The organism is Niveibacterium sp. (genome assembly GCF_041909475.1).
GTDB lineage: Bacteria > Pseudomonadota > Gammaproteobacteria > Burkholderiales > Rhodocyclaceae > Niveibacterium.
In genome coordinates, this window is the sequence record NZ_JAYRDJ010000015.1 from 56383 (window position 1) to 73973 (window position 17591).

General features: G+C 64.7%; 16 protein-coding genes and 1 tRNA gene. 10 read left to right on the top strand and 7 right to left on the bottom strand.

All coding sequences use genetic code 11. The features are described 5' to 3' along the window. The first annotated feature begins 25 nt into the window (after positions 1 to 25). Positions 26 to 1096: a 23S rRNA (cytidine(2498)-2'-O)-methyltransferase RlmM gene (gene rlmM, locus ACE3P0_RS11505; protein ID WP_374402763.1), complete on the top strand. Its 1071-nt coding sequence runs from the start codon at positions 26 to 28 to the stop codon at positions 1094 to 1096. Further along, positions 1093 to 1476 (top strand): YchJ family protein, encoded by a 384-nt coding sequence (locus ACE3P0_RS11510; RefSeq protein ID WP_374402764.1) that lies wholly within the window; start codon positions 1093 to 1095, stop codon positions 1474 to 1476. Before rlmM ends, ACE3P0_RS11510 begins: the two co-directional genes overlap by 4 nt. Before the next feature lie 358 nt (positions 1477 to 1834). Here the strand turns inward: ACE3P0_RS11510 and gltX are convergent, their stop codons facing one another. Continuing rightward, a complete protein-coding gene (gene gltX, locus ACE3P0_RS11515; RefSeq protein WP_374402766.1) occupies positions 1835 to 3232 on the bottom strand; it encodes a glutamate--tRNA ligase in 1398 nt (465 codons plus the stop codon). A 118-nt stretch (positions 3233 to 3350) separates the two neighbouring features. Here gltX and ACE3P0_RS11520 point away from each other — a divergent pair. Then, a tRNA-Val gene (locus tag ACE3P0_RS11520) sits at positions 3351 to 3425 on the top strand. A 120-nt stretch (positions 3426 to 3545) separates the two neighbouring features. Here ACE3P0_RS11520 and tal read toward each other — a convergent pair. From tal to xylB, 4 genes are all read right to left on the bottom strand, one after another. Further along, positions 3546 to 4613, bottom strand: coding sequence for a transaldolase (gene tal, locus ACE3P0_RS11525; RefSeq protein ID WP_374402767.1), 1068 nt, complete (start codon positions 4611 to 4613; stop codon positions 3546 to 3548). Further along, complete coding sequence (tkt, locus tag ACE3P0_RS11530; RefSeq protein ID WP_374402768.1) at positions 4610 to 6607, bottom strand: transketolase; 1998 nt, start codon at positions 6605 to 6607, stop codon at positions 4610 to 4612. The genes tal and tkt overlap by 4 nt, the downstream gene beginning before the upstream one ends. A 181-nt stretch (positions 6608 to 6788) precedes the next feature. Further along, positions 6789 to 8102: a xylose isomerase gene (gene xylA, locus ACE3P0_RS11535; protein ID WP_183632858.1), complete on the bottom strand. Its 1314-nt coding sequence runs from the start codon at positions 8100 to 8102 to the stop codon at positions 6789 to 6791. 36 nt (positions 8103 to 8138) lie between these two features. Next, a complete protein-coding gene (gene xylB / locus ACE3P0_RS11540) occupies positions 8139 to 9605 on the bottom strand; it encodes a xylulokinase (RefSeq protein ID WP_374402769.1) in 1467 nt (488 codons plus the stop codon). A gap of 250 nt (positions 9606 to 9855) precedes the next feature. Here xylB and ACE3P0_RS11545 point away from each other — a divergent pair, with 250 nt between their 5' ends. Continuing rightward, positions 9856 to 10965, top strand: coding sequence for an AIR synthase-related protein (locus tag ACE3P0_RS11545; RefSeq protein WP_374402770.1), 1110 nt, complete (start codon positions 9856 to 9858; stop codon positions 10963 to 10965). A gap of 11 nt (positions 10966 to 10976) precedes the next feature. On the opposite strand, the gene ACE3P0_RS11550 is transcribed toward ACE3P0_RS11545, so the two are convergent. After that, the gene (locus ACE3P0_RS11550; protein ID WP_374402771.1) at positions 10977 to 11765 is read right to left on the bottom strand and encodes an NAD-dependent deacetylase; all 789 of its coding nucleotides are present in this window, start codon (positions 11763 to 11765) and stop codon (positions 10977 to 10979) included. 3 nt (positions 11766 to 11768) lie between these two features. After that, entirely contained in the window at positions 11769 to 12503 is a 735-nt protein-coding gene (locus tag ACE3P0_RS11555; RefSeq protein ID WP_374402772.1) for an MgtC/SapB family protein, read from the bottom strand. Positions 12504 to 12671: 168 nt separating this feature from the next. Here ACE3P0_RS11555 and ACE3P0_RS11560 point away from each other — a divergent pair, with 168 nt between their 5' ends. The 6 genes from ACE3P0_RS11560 (at position 12672) to panB (ending at position 17585) form a co-directional block, all read left to right on the top strand. Then, the gene (locus ACE3P0_RS11560; RefSeq protein WP_374402773.1) at positions 12672 to 13361 is read left to right on the top strand and encodes a DnaA regulatory inactivator Hda; all 690 of its coding nucleotides are present in this window, start codon (positions 12672 to 12674) and stop codon (positions 13359 to 13361) included. After that, positions 13358 to 14023 (top strand): HAD family phosphatase, encoded by a 666-nt coding sequence (locus ACE3P0_RS11565; RefSeq protein WP_172199179.1) that lies wholly within the window; start codon positions 13358 to 13360, stop codon positions 14021 to 14023. Before ACE3P0_RS11560 ends, ACE3P0_RS11565 begins: the two co-directional genes overlap by 4 nt. A gap of 58 nt (positions 14024 to 14081) precedes the next feature. After that, positions 14082 to 15440 carry a polynucleotide adenylyltransferase PcnB gene (gene pcnB, locus ACE3P0_RS11570; RefSeq protein ID WP_374402774.1) on the top strand — a complete coding sequence of 453 codons (1359 nt, stop codon included), beginning with the start codon at positions 14082 to 14084 and terminating at the stop codon, positions 15438 to 15440. Next, positions 15437 to 15925, top strand: a complete 489-nt coding sequence (gene folK / locus ACE3P0_RS11575; RefSeq protein WP_374402775.1) for a 2-amino-4-hydroxy-6-hydroxymethyldihydropteridine diphosphokinase — start codon at positions 15437 to 15439, stop codon at positions 15923 to 15925. The genes pcnB and folK overlap by 4 nt, the downstream gene beginning before the upstream one ends. A 94-nt stretch (positions 15926 to 16019) precedes the next feature. Beyond that, positions 16020 to 16655, top strand: a complete 636-nt coding sequence (locus ACE3P0_RS11580) for a deoxynucleoside kinase (protein WP_172199173.1) — start codon at positions 16020 to 16022, stop codon at positions 16653 to 16655. Positions 16656 to 16769: 114 nt separating this feature from the next. After that, on the top strand, positions 16770 to 17585 hold the full coding sequence (panB, locus tag ACE3P0_RS11585; protein WP_374402776.1) for a 3-methyl-2-oxobutanoate hydroxymethyltransferase: 816 nt from the start codon (positions 16770 to 16772) through the stop codon (positions 17583 to 17585). Positions 17586 to 17591: the final 6 nt, after the last annotated feature.

Sequence of the window (17591 nt, forward strand, 5' to 3'; positions counted from 1 at the left end):
GGCTTGCTTCCGCAATGGATCCACCATGGACTTTACCAGCCGCGCCATCGCCTACTGCCGCCCCGGCTTCGAAAAAGATCTTGCCGCCGAATTCGCGGCGCGCTGTGCGAAGTCCGCTGTTGCCGGCCACTCGCTCGCCACGCCGGACAGCGGCTTCGTGCTGCACGAATTCGATGCGCCGCTCGAAGAGGCGCAACGCGTCGTTTCCTACGACGACCTGATCTTCGCGCGCCAGCTCGTGTGGGTGCGTGAATCGCTCGAAGACCTGCCCGAGAAGGACCGGCTGACGCCGATCCTCGCCGCCATCAACCGGGTGCATGGCCGCTTCGGCCGCGTGTGGGCAGAGACTGCGGACACCAATGAGGCGAAGACGCTGTCGTCCTTCCTCAAGCGTTTCATGCCTCACCTGGAACGCGCGCTGCAAGAAGGCCGCCGCCTGATTGACCGGAACGATGCGCCCAACTTGCATTTGTTCTTCATCGATTCTTCGCATGTGTTCATCTGCACATCCGACCCCGCCAACGCGTCGCCCTGGCCGATGGGCATTGCGCGCCTGCGGATGCCGCGCGAGGCGCCCAGCCGTTCGACACTCAAGCTCGCCGAGGCCTTCTTCGGCCTGCTCAGCGAGGACGAGCGCAACGCATCGCTGCGCGCCGGCCTGCGCGCCGTCGACCTGGGTGCGGCACCCGGCGGCTGGACCTGGCAATTCGTCAACCGTGGCCTGTTGGTCACTGCCGTAGATAACGGCCCGATGAGCGAAAGCGTTAGGGCAACCGGCCTCGTCGAGCATGTGCGCGCGGACGGTTTCGTGTGGAAGCCGCCCAAACCGGTTGAGTGGATGGTGTGCGACATGGTCGAACAGCCTTCGCGGGTTGCGCAGCTCGTGGCGGAGTGGGTGGCTTCGGGTCGTTGCCGGCGCTCGATGTTCAACCTCAAGCTGCCGATGAAGAAGCGCCACGACGCGATCGAACAGGCACGCAACCTGATCTACAAGCGAATGTCGATATCCGGCCGCGACTGGACGCTGCGCTTCAAGCACCTGTATCACGACCGCGAAGAAGTGACCGGCTACCTCGCGTCGATCAAGCACGGATGAAACCAGCGCTGGACTGCCCCTGCGGCGGAGGCCGCTACGCCACCTGCTGCGGACGCTGGCACGCCGGCGACGCAGCCCCCGATGCAGAGGCCCTGATGCGTTCGCGCTACAGCGCATTCGTGCTGGGCTTGTCGGATTACCTGCTTGCGACCTGGCACCCCGACACCCGCCCCGCAACGCTCGACTTAGATGAATCGCCACGAGCGAAATGGGTCGGGCTCAAGGTGTGCTCGCATACGGCTGAGGGCGACAACGCACACGTCGAATTCATCGCGCGTTACAAAGCCGGCGGCCGCGCCCACCGTCTGCACGAGAACAGTCGTTTTCTCCGCAGCGATGGGCGTTGGTACTACGTCGACGGGGTCATCGACGAGCACTGAGTGCTGCCCCAAAGTGCATCAATGTAAGCCGCGGCAGACGGGGCGGACTATAGGGGGCACTACCCACAACTTACCCACAGACTCATGCACAACTTTTGTGGATAAGCCAAACGAATAGACTGCGAAACATTTCGTCACCTTATCGGACGCTAAAGTCGAGCCGGATACGGCCGTCAATGCACACAGGCAATCATGCATTGCCTGACAGAAATAGACGGAAACGGAAACGATAGAAGCCGGCTCGACCCGGTGAGCAGCAACAGAGCCGCGGCCAACCCCCGCGGCTCTTTCACATTTCGCCACCGCAAATGAAAAAGGGCCGCAAATGCGGCCCAGTCCAGCGTGATGCGCGTGCGTCTCAAGCGAAGCGCGCCAGGCGCGCCAGCACACGCTCGCGCCCGATCACTTCCAGCACTGCGTCGATCGCCGGCGTCTGCGCCACGCCCAGCAGCGCAACGCGCAGCGGGATCGCCACTTGCGGCATTTTCAAGCCATGCTCGGTGCATGTCTCCTTGATCGCTGCGCTCAGCGCTGCCTTGTCCCAGGCGACATCAGCAAGGCGAGCCCGCAGCGATGCCAGCGCGGCCTTCGCCGGGTCGGTGAAGTGCTGCGCCGCCAGTTCCGCCGAGGGCGTCACATCGATGTAGTACGGCTCCACCGAGTCGGCGAGTTGCACCAGCGTGTTGACCCGCTCGCGGTACAGCGCGACAACAGCCTCCAACGCCGGGCCGTCGGCCAGTGAGACGCCGCGCTTTGCCAGGCGACGGGTGGCATCGGCGGCGAGCGTCGCGATGTCGGCCTGCTTGATGTAGTGCGCGTTGAGCCAATCGAGCTTGTCGAAATTGAACTGTGCAGCGGACGGCGTGATGCGATCGAGATCGAACCATTCGACAAACTGCTCGCGCGAGAAGATCTCATCATCGCCGTGGCTCCAGCCCAGGCGTGCGAGGTAGTTGATCACCGCGTCGCGCAAGTAGCCATCGTCGTCGTACTGCATCACGCTGACGGCGCCGTGACGTTTGGAGAGTTTCTGCCCGTCGTCGCCCAGGATCATCGACAGGTGGCCGTACTGCGGCACCTCGGCGCCCAGCGCGCGCAGGATGTTGATCTGGCGCGGCGTGTTGTTTACATGGTCGTCACCACGGATCACATGCGTGATGCCCATGTCCCAGTCATCCACCACCACGCAGAAGTTGTAAGTCGGCGTGCCGTCGGGGCGCGCGATGATCAGGTCATCCAGCTCGGTGTTGTCGAATTCGATTTCGCCCTTCACGACGTCGGTCCATGCCACCTTACCGGATGTCGGGTTCTTGAAGCGCACCACCGGCTTCACGCCTTCGGGCGGTGTCGGCAGCACCTTACCCGGCTCCGGACGCCAGCGGCCGTCGTAGCGCGGCTTGTCGCCACGAGCGCGCTGCGCCTCGCGAATCGCATCCAGCTCTTCGGGTGTGGTGTAGCAGTAGTAAGCGGTGCCCGCTTCCAGCATCTGGCCGATCACCTGCTTGTAACGCTCCATGCGCTGCATCTGGTAGAACGGACCTTCGTCCCATTCCAGGCCCAACCAGTTCATGCCGTCCAGGATCGCCTGCACCGCCTCGGGGGTCGAACGCGCAACATCGGTGTCCTCGATCCGCAGGATGAAGTCGCCGCCGTGATGGCGGGCATAGGCCCACGAGAACAGCGCAGTGCGCGCACCGCCAATGTGAAGGAAGCCGGTCGGGCTGGGAGCGAATCGGGTACGGATGCGTCGAGTCATGGCAATGAATGGCCGGAATCGGAAAAGACCGCCATTCTACCGGAGCGGAGCTGCGCATCACGCAGAGTATTGACCTGCAAATTCGAGCACGGTATAGTCGCTGTCTTCGCTGCACGTTGGGCAGTTAGCTCAGCGGTAGAGCACTGCCTTCACACGGCAGGGGTCACTGGTTCGATCCCAGTACTGCCCACCACCAACTGCACGAAACGCAAAGCCCAGCCTCGCTGGGCTTTTTGCTTTTCTGGTCACCGTCAGCACAAAAGAAGAACGGCAGCGCGAACGCTGCCGTTCTTACGTTCGCGTCAATCAGGGATCAGGCGCCGACGGATCCGAGCAAGGTTTCGAAGGCCTGCTCGAACAGCACCAGCCCCTCGTTCTGCAACTGCTCACCCACGGCGTTGATGTCGACGCCAGCTTCCGCCAGCGCCTTCAGCGTCGCACGCGCCTCAGCCGGATCCTGCGCCAGCGTTGCGGCCGCATTGCCGTGATCACGGAACGCGTTGAGCGTTGCCTCGGGCACGGTGTTGACGGTTTCGGGCCCGATCAGCGTCTCGACGTACAGCACATCGGAATACGCCGGATTCTTGGTGCCGGTGCTCGCCCACAGCAACCATTGCGGATGCGCGCCGGCCGCCGCCAACGCGGCGAAGCGGTCGCCCGTCGCGCTCCAGTGCGCCTGCCAATCAGCGTAGGCGGCACGGGCGGATGCAATCGCCACCTTGCCCTTCAGGGCATCGTTCACCTGCGGGTCGATCTTGCTGTCGACGCGCGAGATGAACACGCTAGCCACCGAGCGGATCTGCGCCACCGGCAAGCCGGCTGCAACGCGATCGGCGAGGCCCGAGGCATGCGCCTGCGCCACGGCTTCCACATGGGCCGGCGAAAACATCAGCGTGACGTTGATGTTGATGCCGGCGGCGATCGACTTGCGAATCGCGACCAAGCCTTCAGGCGTGGCCGGGATCTTGATCATCACGTTTGGCCGCGCGATCGCGTTCCACAGGCGCTGCGCGGCGGCGAAGGTACCGTCCGCATCACGCGACAGGGTCGGCGACACTTCGAAGCTGACGAAACCCTTGTTACCGTGGCTCGCATCGAACAGCGGCAGGAAGGCATCACACGCGGCCTGGATATCCGGCAGCGCAAGCGCTTCGAAGCGGGCTTCCGGATCGGTCAGCGTTGCCGGCAAGGCGGCCTTGGCCGCCGCATAGGCTGGGTCCTTTGCCAGCGCCTGCTGGAAGATCGCCGGGTTGGAGGTCACGCCCGAGATGCCGTCTTCGGCAATCAACCGGGCCAGTTCGCCGCTTTCGATCAGCTTGCGCGAGATCGAATCGAGCCAGACCTGCTGGCCGAGGGCACTAATCGCTTTCAGACGACTCATGCTGCTTCCTTGACGAGTGAGAGCACCGCCTCGACCACGCGGGCCGAGGTAATGCCGAAGTGTTCGTACAAAACGGGCGCCGGCGCCGATTCGCCGAAGGTGTCGATGCCGATCACCGCCCCCTCAAGGCCGACATACTTGCGCCAGCCATCGGTGACACCTGCCTCCACCGCCACCCGCGGCACGCCGCGCGGCAGAACGGAGGCACGATAGTCTGCACTTTGCCGGTCGAACGCAAACGTTGATGGCATGGATACGACACGCGCAGCGACGCCTTGTTCCTTCAATTGCTGTTGGGCGTCGATCGCCAGCGCCACTTCGGAACCGGTTGCGATCAGCACCGCCTGCGGCGCGCCATCGCAATCGCTCAGCACATAGCCACCGCGAGCGACCGCCTCGATCTGCGCAGCGCTGCGCGGCTGATGCGGCAGATTCTGGCGCGACAGGATCAGGCAGGTCGGCGATTGCTTGTGCTCGACGGCCGTGCGCCAGGCAACAAAGGTTTCCACCGCATCGCAGGGGCGCCAGACGTCGAGGTTTGGCACCATGCGCAGCGTGGCGGTTTGCTCCACCGGCTGGTGCGTCGGGCCGTCCTCGCCCAGCCCGATCGAATCGTGCGTGAACACCCAGATCGGGTTGGTCTTCATCAGCGCAGCCATGCGGATCGCGTTTCGGGCATATTCGCTGAACATCAGGAAGGTGCCGGCAAACGGCCGGAAGCCGCCATGCAGCGCGATGCCGTTCATGATCGCGCCCATGCCGAACTCGCGCACGCCATAGTTCAGGTAGTTGCCGCCGGCTTCGCGCACCGGCACACAGCCCTTCCACATCGTCAGGTTCGACGGCGCGAGATCCGCGGAACCTCCGAGGAATTCCGGCAGCAGCGGCGCAAGCGCCTGGATCGCGTTCTGCGAGGCCTTGCGGCTGGCGATGGTTTCAGCCTTGGCGTCGATCTCGCGCAGCGCAGCGTCGGCACGCGCGCCGAAGTCCGCTGGCAAGGCGCCACTGGTACGGCGCAGGAATTCGGCGGCCTCGGCCGGGTAAGCGGCCTGGTAGCGCGCGAACAGCCCGGCCCACGCGCTTTGCGCTGCGCCACCCTGCTCCCGCGCGTTCCAGATCGCACGCACCGAATCCGATACCTCAAACGGCCCGGCGGTGATACCCAAGGCTGCACGCGTCGCCGCGATTTCGTCGGCGCCGAGCGGTGAGCCATGCACGTCGTGCGTGCCCGCCTTGTTCGGCGAGCCCTTGCCGATCACGGTCTTGCAGCAGATCAGTGTCGGCCGTTCGTCCTGCGCGCGCGCCTGGCGCAGCGCAAGGTCCACCGCGTCGATGCTGTGACCATCCACATCGCGGATCACGTTCCAGCCGTAGGCTTCGAAACGCTTGGGGGTGTCATCCGAGAACCACGGCTCGACATGGCCGTCGATCGAGATGCCGTTGTCGTCGTAAAGCGCGATCAGCTTGCCCAGCTTCCAGGTGCCAGCCAGCGCACAGGCTTCGTGCGACACGCCTTCCATCATGCAGCCGTCGCCCAGGAACACGTAGGTGCGGTGATCGACGACCGGGAAGCCCTCGCGGTTGAATTCCGCCGCCAGCAGGCGCTCGGCCATCGCGAAGCCCACTGCATTGGCGATGCCCTGCCCGAGCGGGCCGGAGGTGGTTTCAACGCCGGGCGTGTAGCCGTACTCGGGGTGACCCGGCGTCTTGCTGTGCAACTGGCGGAAGCGCTTGAGCTCGTCCAGCGGCAGCTCGTAGCCACTCAGATGCAGCAGCGCGTAAAGCAGCATCGAGCCATGGCCGTTCGACAACACGAAGCGGTCGCGGTTGGCCCACTTCGGGTCTGCGGGGTTATGGCGCAGATGGCGGTGCCACAGCGCAACGGCCACCTCGGCCATGCCCATCGGCATGCCGGGGTGGCCCGAGTTGGCGGCCTGCACGCCGTCCATCGCGAGGATGCGAAGGGCGTCGGCGAGAGATTGGGATGTAATCATCGGGAGCGTCTTTTCAGGTTCGGCGTCAGAAGCGTAGCGCAGCCCCACCCGCCGGAAACGCCGCCCAGCCGGGATCAGCTTTTCCGTCCATCGATTCGGGAAAGGAATGCAGCCAACATCGTTGGCGGCGGGCCAAGGAACCCCGGCCCGCCCCTTCACGCGGCCCTTAGCCGCGTGCGACTCAGATGTAGCTGTTGAGCAGATTCTCGATCAGTTCCTGACGGCCAGACTTCGGCGCGACGTCGACATTGCGGTCGATCACGCGCTGCGCCACGGCATCCAGGCCCAGCTTGCCCGCCAGCACTTGCTGGCCGAACTCGTCGCGCCAGCCGGCGTAACGATCCTGGGTGATCTGCGCGAACTTGCCATCGGTGATCATCTTCTCGGCGATCAGCAGCGCGCGGGCCGACACGTCCATGCCACCGATGTGGCCGTAGAACAGATCCTCGGCATCGATCGACTGACGGCGCACCTTGGCGTCGAAGTTCAGGCCACCGGTCGTGAAACCACCACCCTGCAGGATGTAATACATCGCCAGCGCGGTTTCCGGGATGTTGTTCGGGAACTGGTCGGTATCCCAGCCGCACTGCATGTCGCCGCGGTTCATGTCGATCGAACCGAAGATGCCCAGCGCGATCGCGGTGCTGATCTCGTGCTCGAAGCTATGGCCCGACAGAGTGGCGTGGTTGGCTTCGATGTTGACCTTGACGTCGTTTTCCAGACCGTACTGCTTCAGGAAGCCATACACCGTCGCGGTATCGAAATCGTACTGGTGCTTCGACGGCTCACGCGGCTTCGGCTCGATCAGGATCGGGCCCTTGAGGCCAATCTTGTGCTTGTAGTCGACCGCCATGCTCAGGAAGCGACCCATCTGCGCCAGTTCGCTCTTCAGATCAGTGTTCAGCAGGGTCTCGTAGCCTTCACGGCCACCCCACATCACATAGTTGGCGCCGCCCAGCTTCACCGTGGCGTCCATCGCCTCCTTCACCTGCAGCGCGGCCATCGCGAAGATTTCCGGATCCGGGTTGGTCGAAGCGCCGGACATGAAGCGACGGTGGCTAAACAGATTAGCCGTGCCCCACAGCAGCTTCATGCCGGTTTCCTCCTGCTTCTGGCCGAGGATGTCGACGATGCGGTGCAGGTTCGAAACACTCTCGCGCGGTGTTGCGCCTTCCGGGGCCACGTCGCGGTCGTGGAAGCAGTAGAACGGCACGCCGACCTTGCTGAAGAAGTCGAACGCGACGTCGGCCTTCACCATTGCCGCTTCCATGGCGTTCGGGATCTGGTGCCAGGGGCGCTGGAAGGTGTCACCGCCGAACGGGTCAAGCCCGTTCCAGCAGAAGGTATGCCAGTAGCAGGCGGCAAAACGCAGGTGATCTTCCATGCGCTTACCCAGCACCAGGCGGTCCTTGTCGTAGTACTTGAATGCCAGCGGATTCTGCGAATCCGGGCCCTCGTATTTGATCTTGTCGATGTTCTGGAAGTAGGCAGCCATTTTGAGTCTCCTTTTGCTTTGGTGTAGGGGGCCGCGTCAGCGTGCGAAGAGGTCGCGAATACGCGGGTAGAGCTGAGTGAATCGTTGATAGCGTGGCAACAGGCGCGCGCGTTGGTCCATGTTCGAGGTATAGCGCGCACGGATCGCCGGCGCGCGGCAGACTTCCGATTCGGCGCCGCCGGCGGCAAGCCAGCCGAGGCGTGCCGCGCCGAGCGCCCCGCCCGTCTCGCTGCCTTCGAGCGTGACGATTTCAGTATCGAGCAGGCTTGCCAGCAACTGCGCCCATTCGGCACTGCGCGAACCGCCGCCGACCAGCGCAAGCCGGCCAACCTGGGTGCCAGCTGCTTGCAGCGCGGCAAGGCCATCCATGGTGCCGAAGGCCACGCCCTCGATCACCGAGTACGCGAGGTGCGCGGCCGTCGTGTCGTGATTGAGGCCGAAGAACACGCCCTGCGCCTGGGCGTCGTTGTGCGGCGTACGTTCGCCCGACAGATAAGGCAGGAAGATCGGTGCGGCGTCGCGCTGCGCATCGGTCAGCGCATTGGCCTGCGCGAGCAATTCGCCCTCGTTGGCCGCGCCCACCAGATGCGTGACCCAGCTCAGGCAGCTCGCCGCCGACAGCATCACGCTCATCTGGTGCCAGCGCCCCGGCACCGCGTGGCAGAAGGCATGCACGGCGGAGGCCGGATTCGGGCGGAACTTGTCGGTGACGACAAACAGCACACCGCTGGTGCCGAGCGACAGGAAACCATCGCCGGGCGCGACCGCGCCGATGCCCACGGCGCTGGCGGCGTTGTCGCCACCGCCGCCGGCAACGATCACGTCGCGCGACAGCCCCCAGGCTTCGGCCACTGCGGGCAGCAGTTTGCCGGAGGCCGCACTGCCTTCCACCAGGCGCGGCATCTGCGCGCGGGTCAGGCCGGTGACGGCGAGCAGTTCGTCCGACCAGTCGCGCTTGGCCACATCCAGCCACAGCGTACCGGCCGCGTCGGACATTTCCGAGACCTTCTCGCCGGTCATGCACAGCCGCAGGTAGTCCTTCGGCAGCAGCACGCTGGCCACTTTCTTGAATACGTCCGGCTCATGTTTCGCAACCCACAGCAACTTGGGCGCGGTGAAGCCCGGCATCGCGAGGTTGCCGGCGATCTGCGGCAGCGCCGGCAAGCGGCTCATCAGCTCGGCGCATTCAGCGGCGGAACGGGTGTCGTTCCACAGAATGGCTGGGCGCAGCACCTGGTCTTCGGCACCCAGCAGCGTCGCGCCATGCATCTGGCCCGACAGGCCGATCGCCTTTACCGCGGCATATTCGTTCGGCACGAGTTTGCGCAGCGCCGCCATCGCGCGGCCGGTGGCCGACCACCACTCCGCCGGATCTTGCTCCGACCAATGGGGTTGGGGGCGCGAGAGCCCGATCTTCTCGCCCGCTGTTGCGACGATGCGGTGATCGTCCGCCAGCAGCAGGACTTTCACTTCCGAAGTGCCGAGGTCAATGCCGAGATACATGGTCCAAGCGTCCTTTCATGCCGGTGCAACCCTGCACCGGTGCCGTTGATTGAAATCTAGACCTATTTTGTTCGACCGTCAAACTAATTGTTCGAGCATTTGTAAAAAGTCTGGAACAGCCGCTCAGAACCCGCCCCGATCTGCCTCAAAGCTCGAGTTAATTTGCATAGCCTAGCGCCATCCGGCGTGTTGCTGGCTGCGGCGGTGCCGGTCGCGATAGAATCGCGGCCTTATTTGCGCAGGACCCGCCATGAGCCAGACCCCCCTCGACTACACCGCCGCCGGCGTCGACTACAGCAAGATCGACCCGCTCAAGATTCTCGCCCAACAAGCCGCCAGTGCCACAAAGGGTAACCTCACCGCGCACGGCGTGAGCGAAATCCCCGCTTCGCGCGGAGAATCGGCGTACGTGATGGATGTTGGCGGCGTGCTGATCGCGTCGATCACCGAGTGCCTCGGCACCAAGGCGTTGGTCGCCGATGCGGTGCGCCCGATCACCGGCAAGACGCACTACGACTCCATCGCGCAAGACACGATAGCGATGGCGGTGAACGATTTGATTACGGTCGGCGCGACACCGATGTCGATCCACGCTTACTGGTCGGCCGGCGGCAGCGACTGGTTCGCCGACGAGCAGCGCATGCGCGATCTGGTCAACGGCTGGCAGCGCGCCTGCGACGTCTGCAAGGTGAGCTGGGGCGGTGGTGAAACCCCGGCGCTGGCCGGCGTCGTCGAAGCGGGCCGCATCGACTTGGCCGCTTCGTCCGTCGGTATCGTGCGCTCGCGTGAACACCTGACCCTGGGCGACAAGCTCGCCGACGGCGACGCGATCGTGTTCCTCGCGTCCAGCGGCATCCACGCCAACGGCGTGAGCCTCGCGCGCAAGCTGGTCGAGCGCCTGCCGGAAGGCTACGCAAGCAAACTGTCGGATGGCCGCCTCTACGGCGAGGCCCTGCTCGACCCGACCGCGCTTTACGTGCCGGTGACCGAGGCGCTGTTTGCCGCCGGCATCATCCCGCACTACTGCGCGAATATTACCGGCCACGGCTGGCGCAAGATCATGCGTCACCCGGGCAGCTTCACCTACCGCATCCACACCTTGCCGCCCGTGCCACCGGTACTTGCCTTCATCCAGGAAAAGGCCGGCATCGACGACCGCGAGGCCTACGGCAGCCTGAACATGGGCGCGGGTTTTGCGTTCTACGTGGCAGCCGCCGATGCCGAGCGCACCGCCGAAATCGCGCGCGCGGCGGGTATCGACGCTTGGGTTGCCGGCCGCGTTGAAGCCGGGCCGAAGCAGGTCGTCATCGAACCGCTGTCGCTGACCTACGCGGCCGACGAGCTCCACCTGCGCGCATAAGCGCGGAAGGCTCAGTCAGCCTCGTCAGATCCGGGGGCGCTGCGCGCAAGCAGCGCCCTCATTGCTTCTGCGGCCCGCAGCGGCAGCCGATACCGCACATACGGGCTGATCTGCGTCTCCTGCGGGTTGATCTCGACCGTGGGCACGCCGGCCCGTATCGCCCACGCCACCGGCTCGACGACGTACGGAAACGTACTGGTGGTGCCGATGCTGAAGACCAGATCGAAGCCCTCGACCAGCTCCGCATACAGCCGCTCCAGGTTGCGCTCGTCGAGCCGTTCGCCGAACAGCACCACTTCCGGCCGCATTAGCGCACCGCAACCGTGACACACCGGCGGCAGCGGCCGCCCGGCCAGCGACTCGACCTGCTCGCGCGTACCGCATTGCGTGCAACGCAGCCGGCGCAGATTGCCGTGAATTTCGATCAGGTTCCGGCTGCCCGCCGCGTGGTGAAGGCCGTCGATGTTCTGCGTCAGCACCAGTACCTGAGTACCACCGGACTCGATGTGGCTGAGTGCATGGTGCGCGTCGTTCGGCATGGCACCGCGGCAGGCGGCTTCGATCTGAGCCAGATACTTCCAGGTCAGATCCGGGCGTTGGCGGAGCATCTCGCCGGAGAGCATGTCCTCAATATCAAGGCCTTCCTCCGTCGCCTGATCCTCGTAAAGACCGTTGATGCCGCGATAGGTCGGCAGCCCCGAATCCGCCGAAATGCCGGCGCCCGTAATGAACAAAACGCGTTGCGCACGGCGCAGATGCGCCGCGACGGCGCCGAGTTCGGGTTCCAGGTTCGACAGCATGCGTCAGTCCCGCTGCGGCGAAAGCCGGAATTCCAGCACATCGGCGTTGGCGGCCAGATCGTGTGCCAGGTCCGCGCTGCGCCCCTTGCCATAGGATTTCAACGCAACCTGATATTCGAAGTAATTGCCGCCATCGCCTAGACGGTAGGAGGTTTCAAGCAGCGAGAAGCCGTGCCGCTCGGCGAGCAACCGCAAAGCCGTCTCGTCGGGAATGCGTGCGCGTGGGAAGCGGACGTTTAGGTGAGTCAGGGTCTGGCGCGGCAGGCGCCGTTCCAGCCAGTGCATGCCGCTGAGCAAGGACACCGTGAGGATCGCCGAAACCCCCGCGGCAAGGTGAAACCCCAGACCCAACAACACGCCGACGGCCGAGGTCACCCAGATTGACGCCGCGGTGGACAAACCCTTGATCGTCAGGCCCTCACGAACAATCATTCCAGCGCCCAGGAAACCGATGCCGGTCACGATGCCCTGGATCACGCGCGTCGGATCGCCTCCACCAACAAGGGGAAACTTGCCGCCGTACCAGACCTCGGGGAATCCCAACACCGCGGTCAGTGCCGTCGAGGCCAGGCACACCAGTGCGTAGGTGCGCATACCGGCCGCGCGGCCATGAAACGAGCGCTCGTAACCAATCAGCGCGCCAAGCAAACAGGCGGCAACAAGGTGCAACAGCACGAACACGTTTGCGCTGATAAATGCGGCCGACCAGTGATGACTAAGGAGTTCCATGCCCGTCATCCTAAACACTCGCAAGCGCGCTGGCGAAATGGCTCACTGTTTTCCGCGGCGATCCGCTGCGCGGCGAAGGTTCAGGTTGAGTCGGCGGATTCGCCCGTCTACAGTTACGGGTTTTCCGTCGCCAGCATCTTCCAACCTGTCGCGGCCTCGCCGCACCCTGCCCCTGCCGTGAGACAACTCACCCTGGATCTGCGCCCCGAACGCACGCAGCGTTTCGACAATTTTGTTGTCGGCGCGAATGGCGAAGCGCTCGACACTGTCCGCCTGCTTGCAAGCTATGGTCAGCCAGCGGCCGTGTACTTGTGGGGCGAGTCCGGCAGTGGTTGCAGCCATCTTTTGGCGGCAGCACTCGCCGAAACCCGCGCAGGCGGGCGCGAAGCAGCAATCGCCGGCCAGGTGGTCCAGGACGGCGACTTCCCGCTGCCCGAGCGCGGGCTGCTGTGCATCGACAACGCGCAGGACCTCGACGCCGCCGGCGCCGCCGCGCTGTTTCGCGCCTTCATCCGCGCCCCGGCCCGCCAATGCGCCTTGCTGATCGCCGGCAAGGTGCCGCCCTCGGCCCTGCGGCTGCGCGAAGACGTTCGAACGCGCATCGGCCAGTGCTTGATCTTCGAACTCAAGGCGCTCGATGACGGCCAGAAGCAAGAGATGCTGGCGCTCTACGGGCTGAGCCGAGGCCTGATGCTCGAGCCGGACCTGATCGGCTGGCTGCTGCGGCACGGGCGCCGCGATCTGCCCTCACTGCTCGCGGCCATCGATCAGCTTGACGACGTGTCGCTGGCCCGCCACCGCAACCCCACCCTGCCCCTGCTGCGTGACCTGATGCAGGGCGAGCAGTACCCGCCGGAGGATTCATGAATCTCGCGCTGTTCGATCTCGACAACACACTGCTCGCTGGCGACAGCGACTATGAGTGGGGTCAGTTCATCGTCGATCACGGTCTGGTCGACCGCACCGAGTACGAAGCGCGCAATGCCGAGTTTTACGAGCAGTACAAAGCCGGCACGATGAACATCTTCGAATACCTCGCGTTCGCGCTCGGGCCCCTTGCCAAGCGCCCTCGCGCTGAACTCGAAGTCTTGCACGAACAGTTCATGCGCGAGCGGGTCGACGGCATGTGGCTGCCCGCAGCCCAGGCGCTGGTCGACCAGCACATCGCCGCGGGCGACATGTGCGCGGTGGTCACAGCCACCAATGCCTTCGTCACCGGCCCGATCGTGCGCAAGCTGGGCGTACCGCACATGGTTGCCACCACGCCGGCCCAGGAAGCTGGCGAATTCACCGGCGCGCCGCGTGGCACACCCGCCTTCCAGGCAGGCAAGATCGAGCGCGTGGAACACTGGCTCGAATCGATGGGCCTGCACTGGGGCAGTTTCGAGCGCACCTGGTTCTACAGCGATTCGCGCAACGATCTGCCCCTGCTGGAGCGCGTCAGCGACCCGGTCGCGGTTGATCCGGACCCAACCTTGCGCGCACACGCCGAGCGCCATGGCTGGAAGATCCTAAGCCTGCGTGGTTAATCCGCCCCAGCTGTTACAATTAGTGGATTTTTCAAAGAAAAAGACGAATAGCCACCCAATGATCCGCAAGCTTCTGCGCCGTGTTTTCCGCCGCGACCCGGTGACCGCCACCGCGCTTCGCTCCATCGAACCGGCCATCATTCCGGTTGCCCAGCACGGCATTACGCGCGATCGCATTTCGCCGGCGTCCCGGCGTGTATGCGGCACGCTGCAGGAAGCGGGTTTCAAGGCCTTCGTTGTGGGCGGCGCAGTACGCGACCTGATCGCCGGCATCACGCCGAAGGATTACGACGTCGCCACCGATGCCACGCCCGATCAGGTGCGCGAGTTGTTCCGCCGCTCGCGCATCATCGGCCGCCGCTTCCGCATCGTGCATGTGATGAGCGGGCCAGAAACGATCGAAGTCTCCACCTTCCGCGCGTCGCAGAGCGAAGACACCAACACCGACGAACACGGCCGCATCCTCGCCGACAACGTGTGGGGCTCGCAGGCTGAAGACGCGACGCGACGCGATTTCACGATCAACGCGCTGTACTACGACCCGAGCAGCGAAACGGTGATCGACTATCACCACGGCGTCGGCGACCTCAAGCAGAAGACGCTGCGCATGATCGGCGACCCGGTCACCCGCTACCGCGAAGACCCGGTGCGCATGCTTCGCGCAGTGCGCATGGCGGCCAAGCTGGGCTTGGTCATCGACCCTGCCGCGCGCAAGCCGATCCTGGAACTGGCCGAGCTGCTCGAAAACGTACCGCCGGCACGGCTGTTCGACGAGATGCTCAAGCTGCTGACCAGCGGCCACGCCGTGGCCTGCCTGAAGCAACTGCGCGAGGAAGGCCTGCACACCGGCCTGCTGCCGCTGCTCGATGTGATCCTGCAGCAACCGATGGGCGAGCGCTTCGTGTGGCTCGCGCTGGAAAACACCGACGATCGCGTACGCGCTGGCAAACCGGTGTCACCCGGCTTCCTCTTCGCTACGCTGCTCTGGCATGAGGCCCTTGCGAGCTGGGAAGCACGCAAGGCACGCGGCGAGCCCTCGCAGGCCGCACTGTTCGATGCCATGTCGGAAGTGCTGGAGCAGCAAGCCGAGAAGCTCGCGATCACGCGCAAGATTTCCGCCGACATCAAGGAAATCTGGGCCCTGCAGCCACGCTTCGAACGGCGCGCCGGTAAGGCACCGCACCGCCTGCTCGAGCAACCGCGTTACCGCGCCGGTTACGACTTCCTGCGCCTGCGTGCGCTGAGCGGCGAAGTGCCGATGGAACTCGCGGACTGGTGGAACGATTTTGCCGACGCCAATCCGGATTCGCGCGAAACCATGCTGGTGCCGGACCGCGATGGTGCGGCCAAGAAACGCCGCCGGCGTCGCCGCAAACCCGGCGGTGGCGCCGACGGCGCAGCCTCGGGCACCGAATGATTCCGCTGGTGCGCGCCTGGGTCGCGTTGGGCGCCAACCTCGGCGAACCCCGCGCGGCGCTCGATCGTGCCTTCGAGTCACTTGCCCGCCTGCCGCAGAGCCGGCTGGTGGCGCGCTCCTCGCACTATCGCACCGCGCCGATCGATGCGCCGGGCCAACCCGACTACTGGAACGCGGTCGGCGCACTGGATACCGCGCTGGAACCGCTGTCGCTGCTGCACGCGCTGCAAGACATCGAAACCAGCAACGGGCGCGAACGCAGCTTCCGCAACGCACCGCGCACGCTCGACCTCGATTTGCTGCTGTACGGCGACATCACGCTCGACACGCCGGATCTGATCCTGCCGCATCCGCGCATGCATCAGCGTGCCTTCGTGCTGGTGCCACTGGCCGAAATCGACCCCGACCTGCGCCTGCCGGGCCACGGCCGGGTGTCAGCCTTACTGCCGTCGGTGCGGGACCAGCGGATCGAGCGGATCGAGTAAGCACGCCGCATGGCGCCAGCATGTCAAAGCAGCGAACGGCTGGCTTGTGTATGCTTGGCACGGTCTAGATAAACAGTTCAGGACGCAGGACAGCATGCTCGACAAGGCACGCCATATCGTCGTGGAAGGTCCGATCGGTGCAGGCAAGACGAGCTTCGCGCAACGCCTTGCGCGCCGGCTCGATGCCGATCTGATGCTCGAACAGCCCGAGCTCAACCCATTCCTGGAACGCTTTTACGACAACATGGATCGCTGGGCGCTGGCGACTCAGGTGTCCTTCCTGTACCAGCGCCACGACCTGCTGACGCAGTTCGCCAACCATCCGGCTGATCGCCGCGTGGTGTCTGACTTCCTGATCGAGAAAGATCCGCTATTCGCTGGCCTCACCTTGGGCGCTGACGAAGAGCGCCTCTACCAGCGGCTGTACGCCACCTTGCAACCGCAGATTCCGCGCCCGGATCTGGTGATCTACCTGCAGGCGCAGCCCGAGATCCTGATGGACCGCGTACGCAAACGCGGCGTCGGCGCCGAGCGAAACATCACCGAGAGCTACCTCGCCAACGTGTCGGAGCGTTACGCGAGCTTCTTCCATCAGTACGACGCTGCACCGCTGTTCATCGTTAACGCCGAAGTGCTGAACCCGGTCGATCACGACGATGATTTCGAACTGCTGGTCGAACGCCTCACGGCCATGCGCAGCTACCGCGAATTCTTCGGCTACGCCCAGTAATCCACCTACCGCCCTAACGCAAGGACGCAGGCTACCGGCCCGACCGGCGGGCAGCCCTCCGGAGCCGGCAATCCGCATCGCTTCGCACCGCGTCCGCAGCCAGGAAGTCCCACGATGACCTATCTCCAGAATGACCGCCCCGTTACCCTGCACGAGCTTGCGAAGATGCGCGCCGAAGGCCGCAAGATCGCGATGCTGACCTGCTACGACGCCAGCTTTGCCGCGCTACTAGAGCGGAGTGGCGTCGACGTTTTGCTGGTCGGCGATTCACTCGGCAACGTATTGCAAGGCCAGAGCAGCACGTTGCCGGTAACGCTCGAGCACATGGTCTATCACACCCAGTGCGTCGCGCGCGGCAGCAAACGGCCGATGATCGTGGCCGACATGCCATTCGGCAGCTACCAGGAGAGCCCGCAGCAGGCGCTGCGCAACGCGGTGCCGCTCATGGCCGCCGGCGCGCACATGGTGAAGTTGGAAGGCGGCGCCTACATGGCGGAAACCGTGCGCTTCCTCGTCGAACGCGGCATTCCGGTGTGCGCCCACATCGGCCTCACGCCGCAGGCAGTGAACCAGCTTGGCGGCTACCGGGTACAAGGCCGCACCGAAGAGAGCGCACGCCAGTTGATCAGCGATGCGCTGGCGCTGGAAGCAGCCGGAGCCGCCATGGTCGTGCTGGAAATGGTGCCGGCAAGCGTGGCAGCCGAGCTGACCGCGGCGCTCACCACGATGGCAACGATCGGCATTGGCGCCGGCAAGGACACCGACGGCCAGGTACTGGTGCTGCACGACATGCTGGGCATCTTCCCCGGCCGCAAGGCGCGTTTCGTACGCAACTTCATGGACGGCGCCACGACCATCGATGACGCCGTGGCGCGCTATGTGACGGCGGTGCAGGACGGCAGCTTCCCCGCACCGGAACACATCTACTGAGCGTTC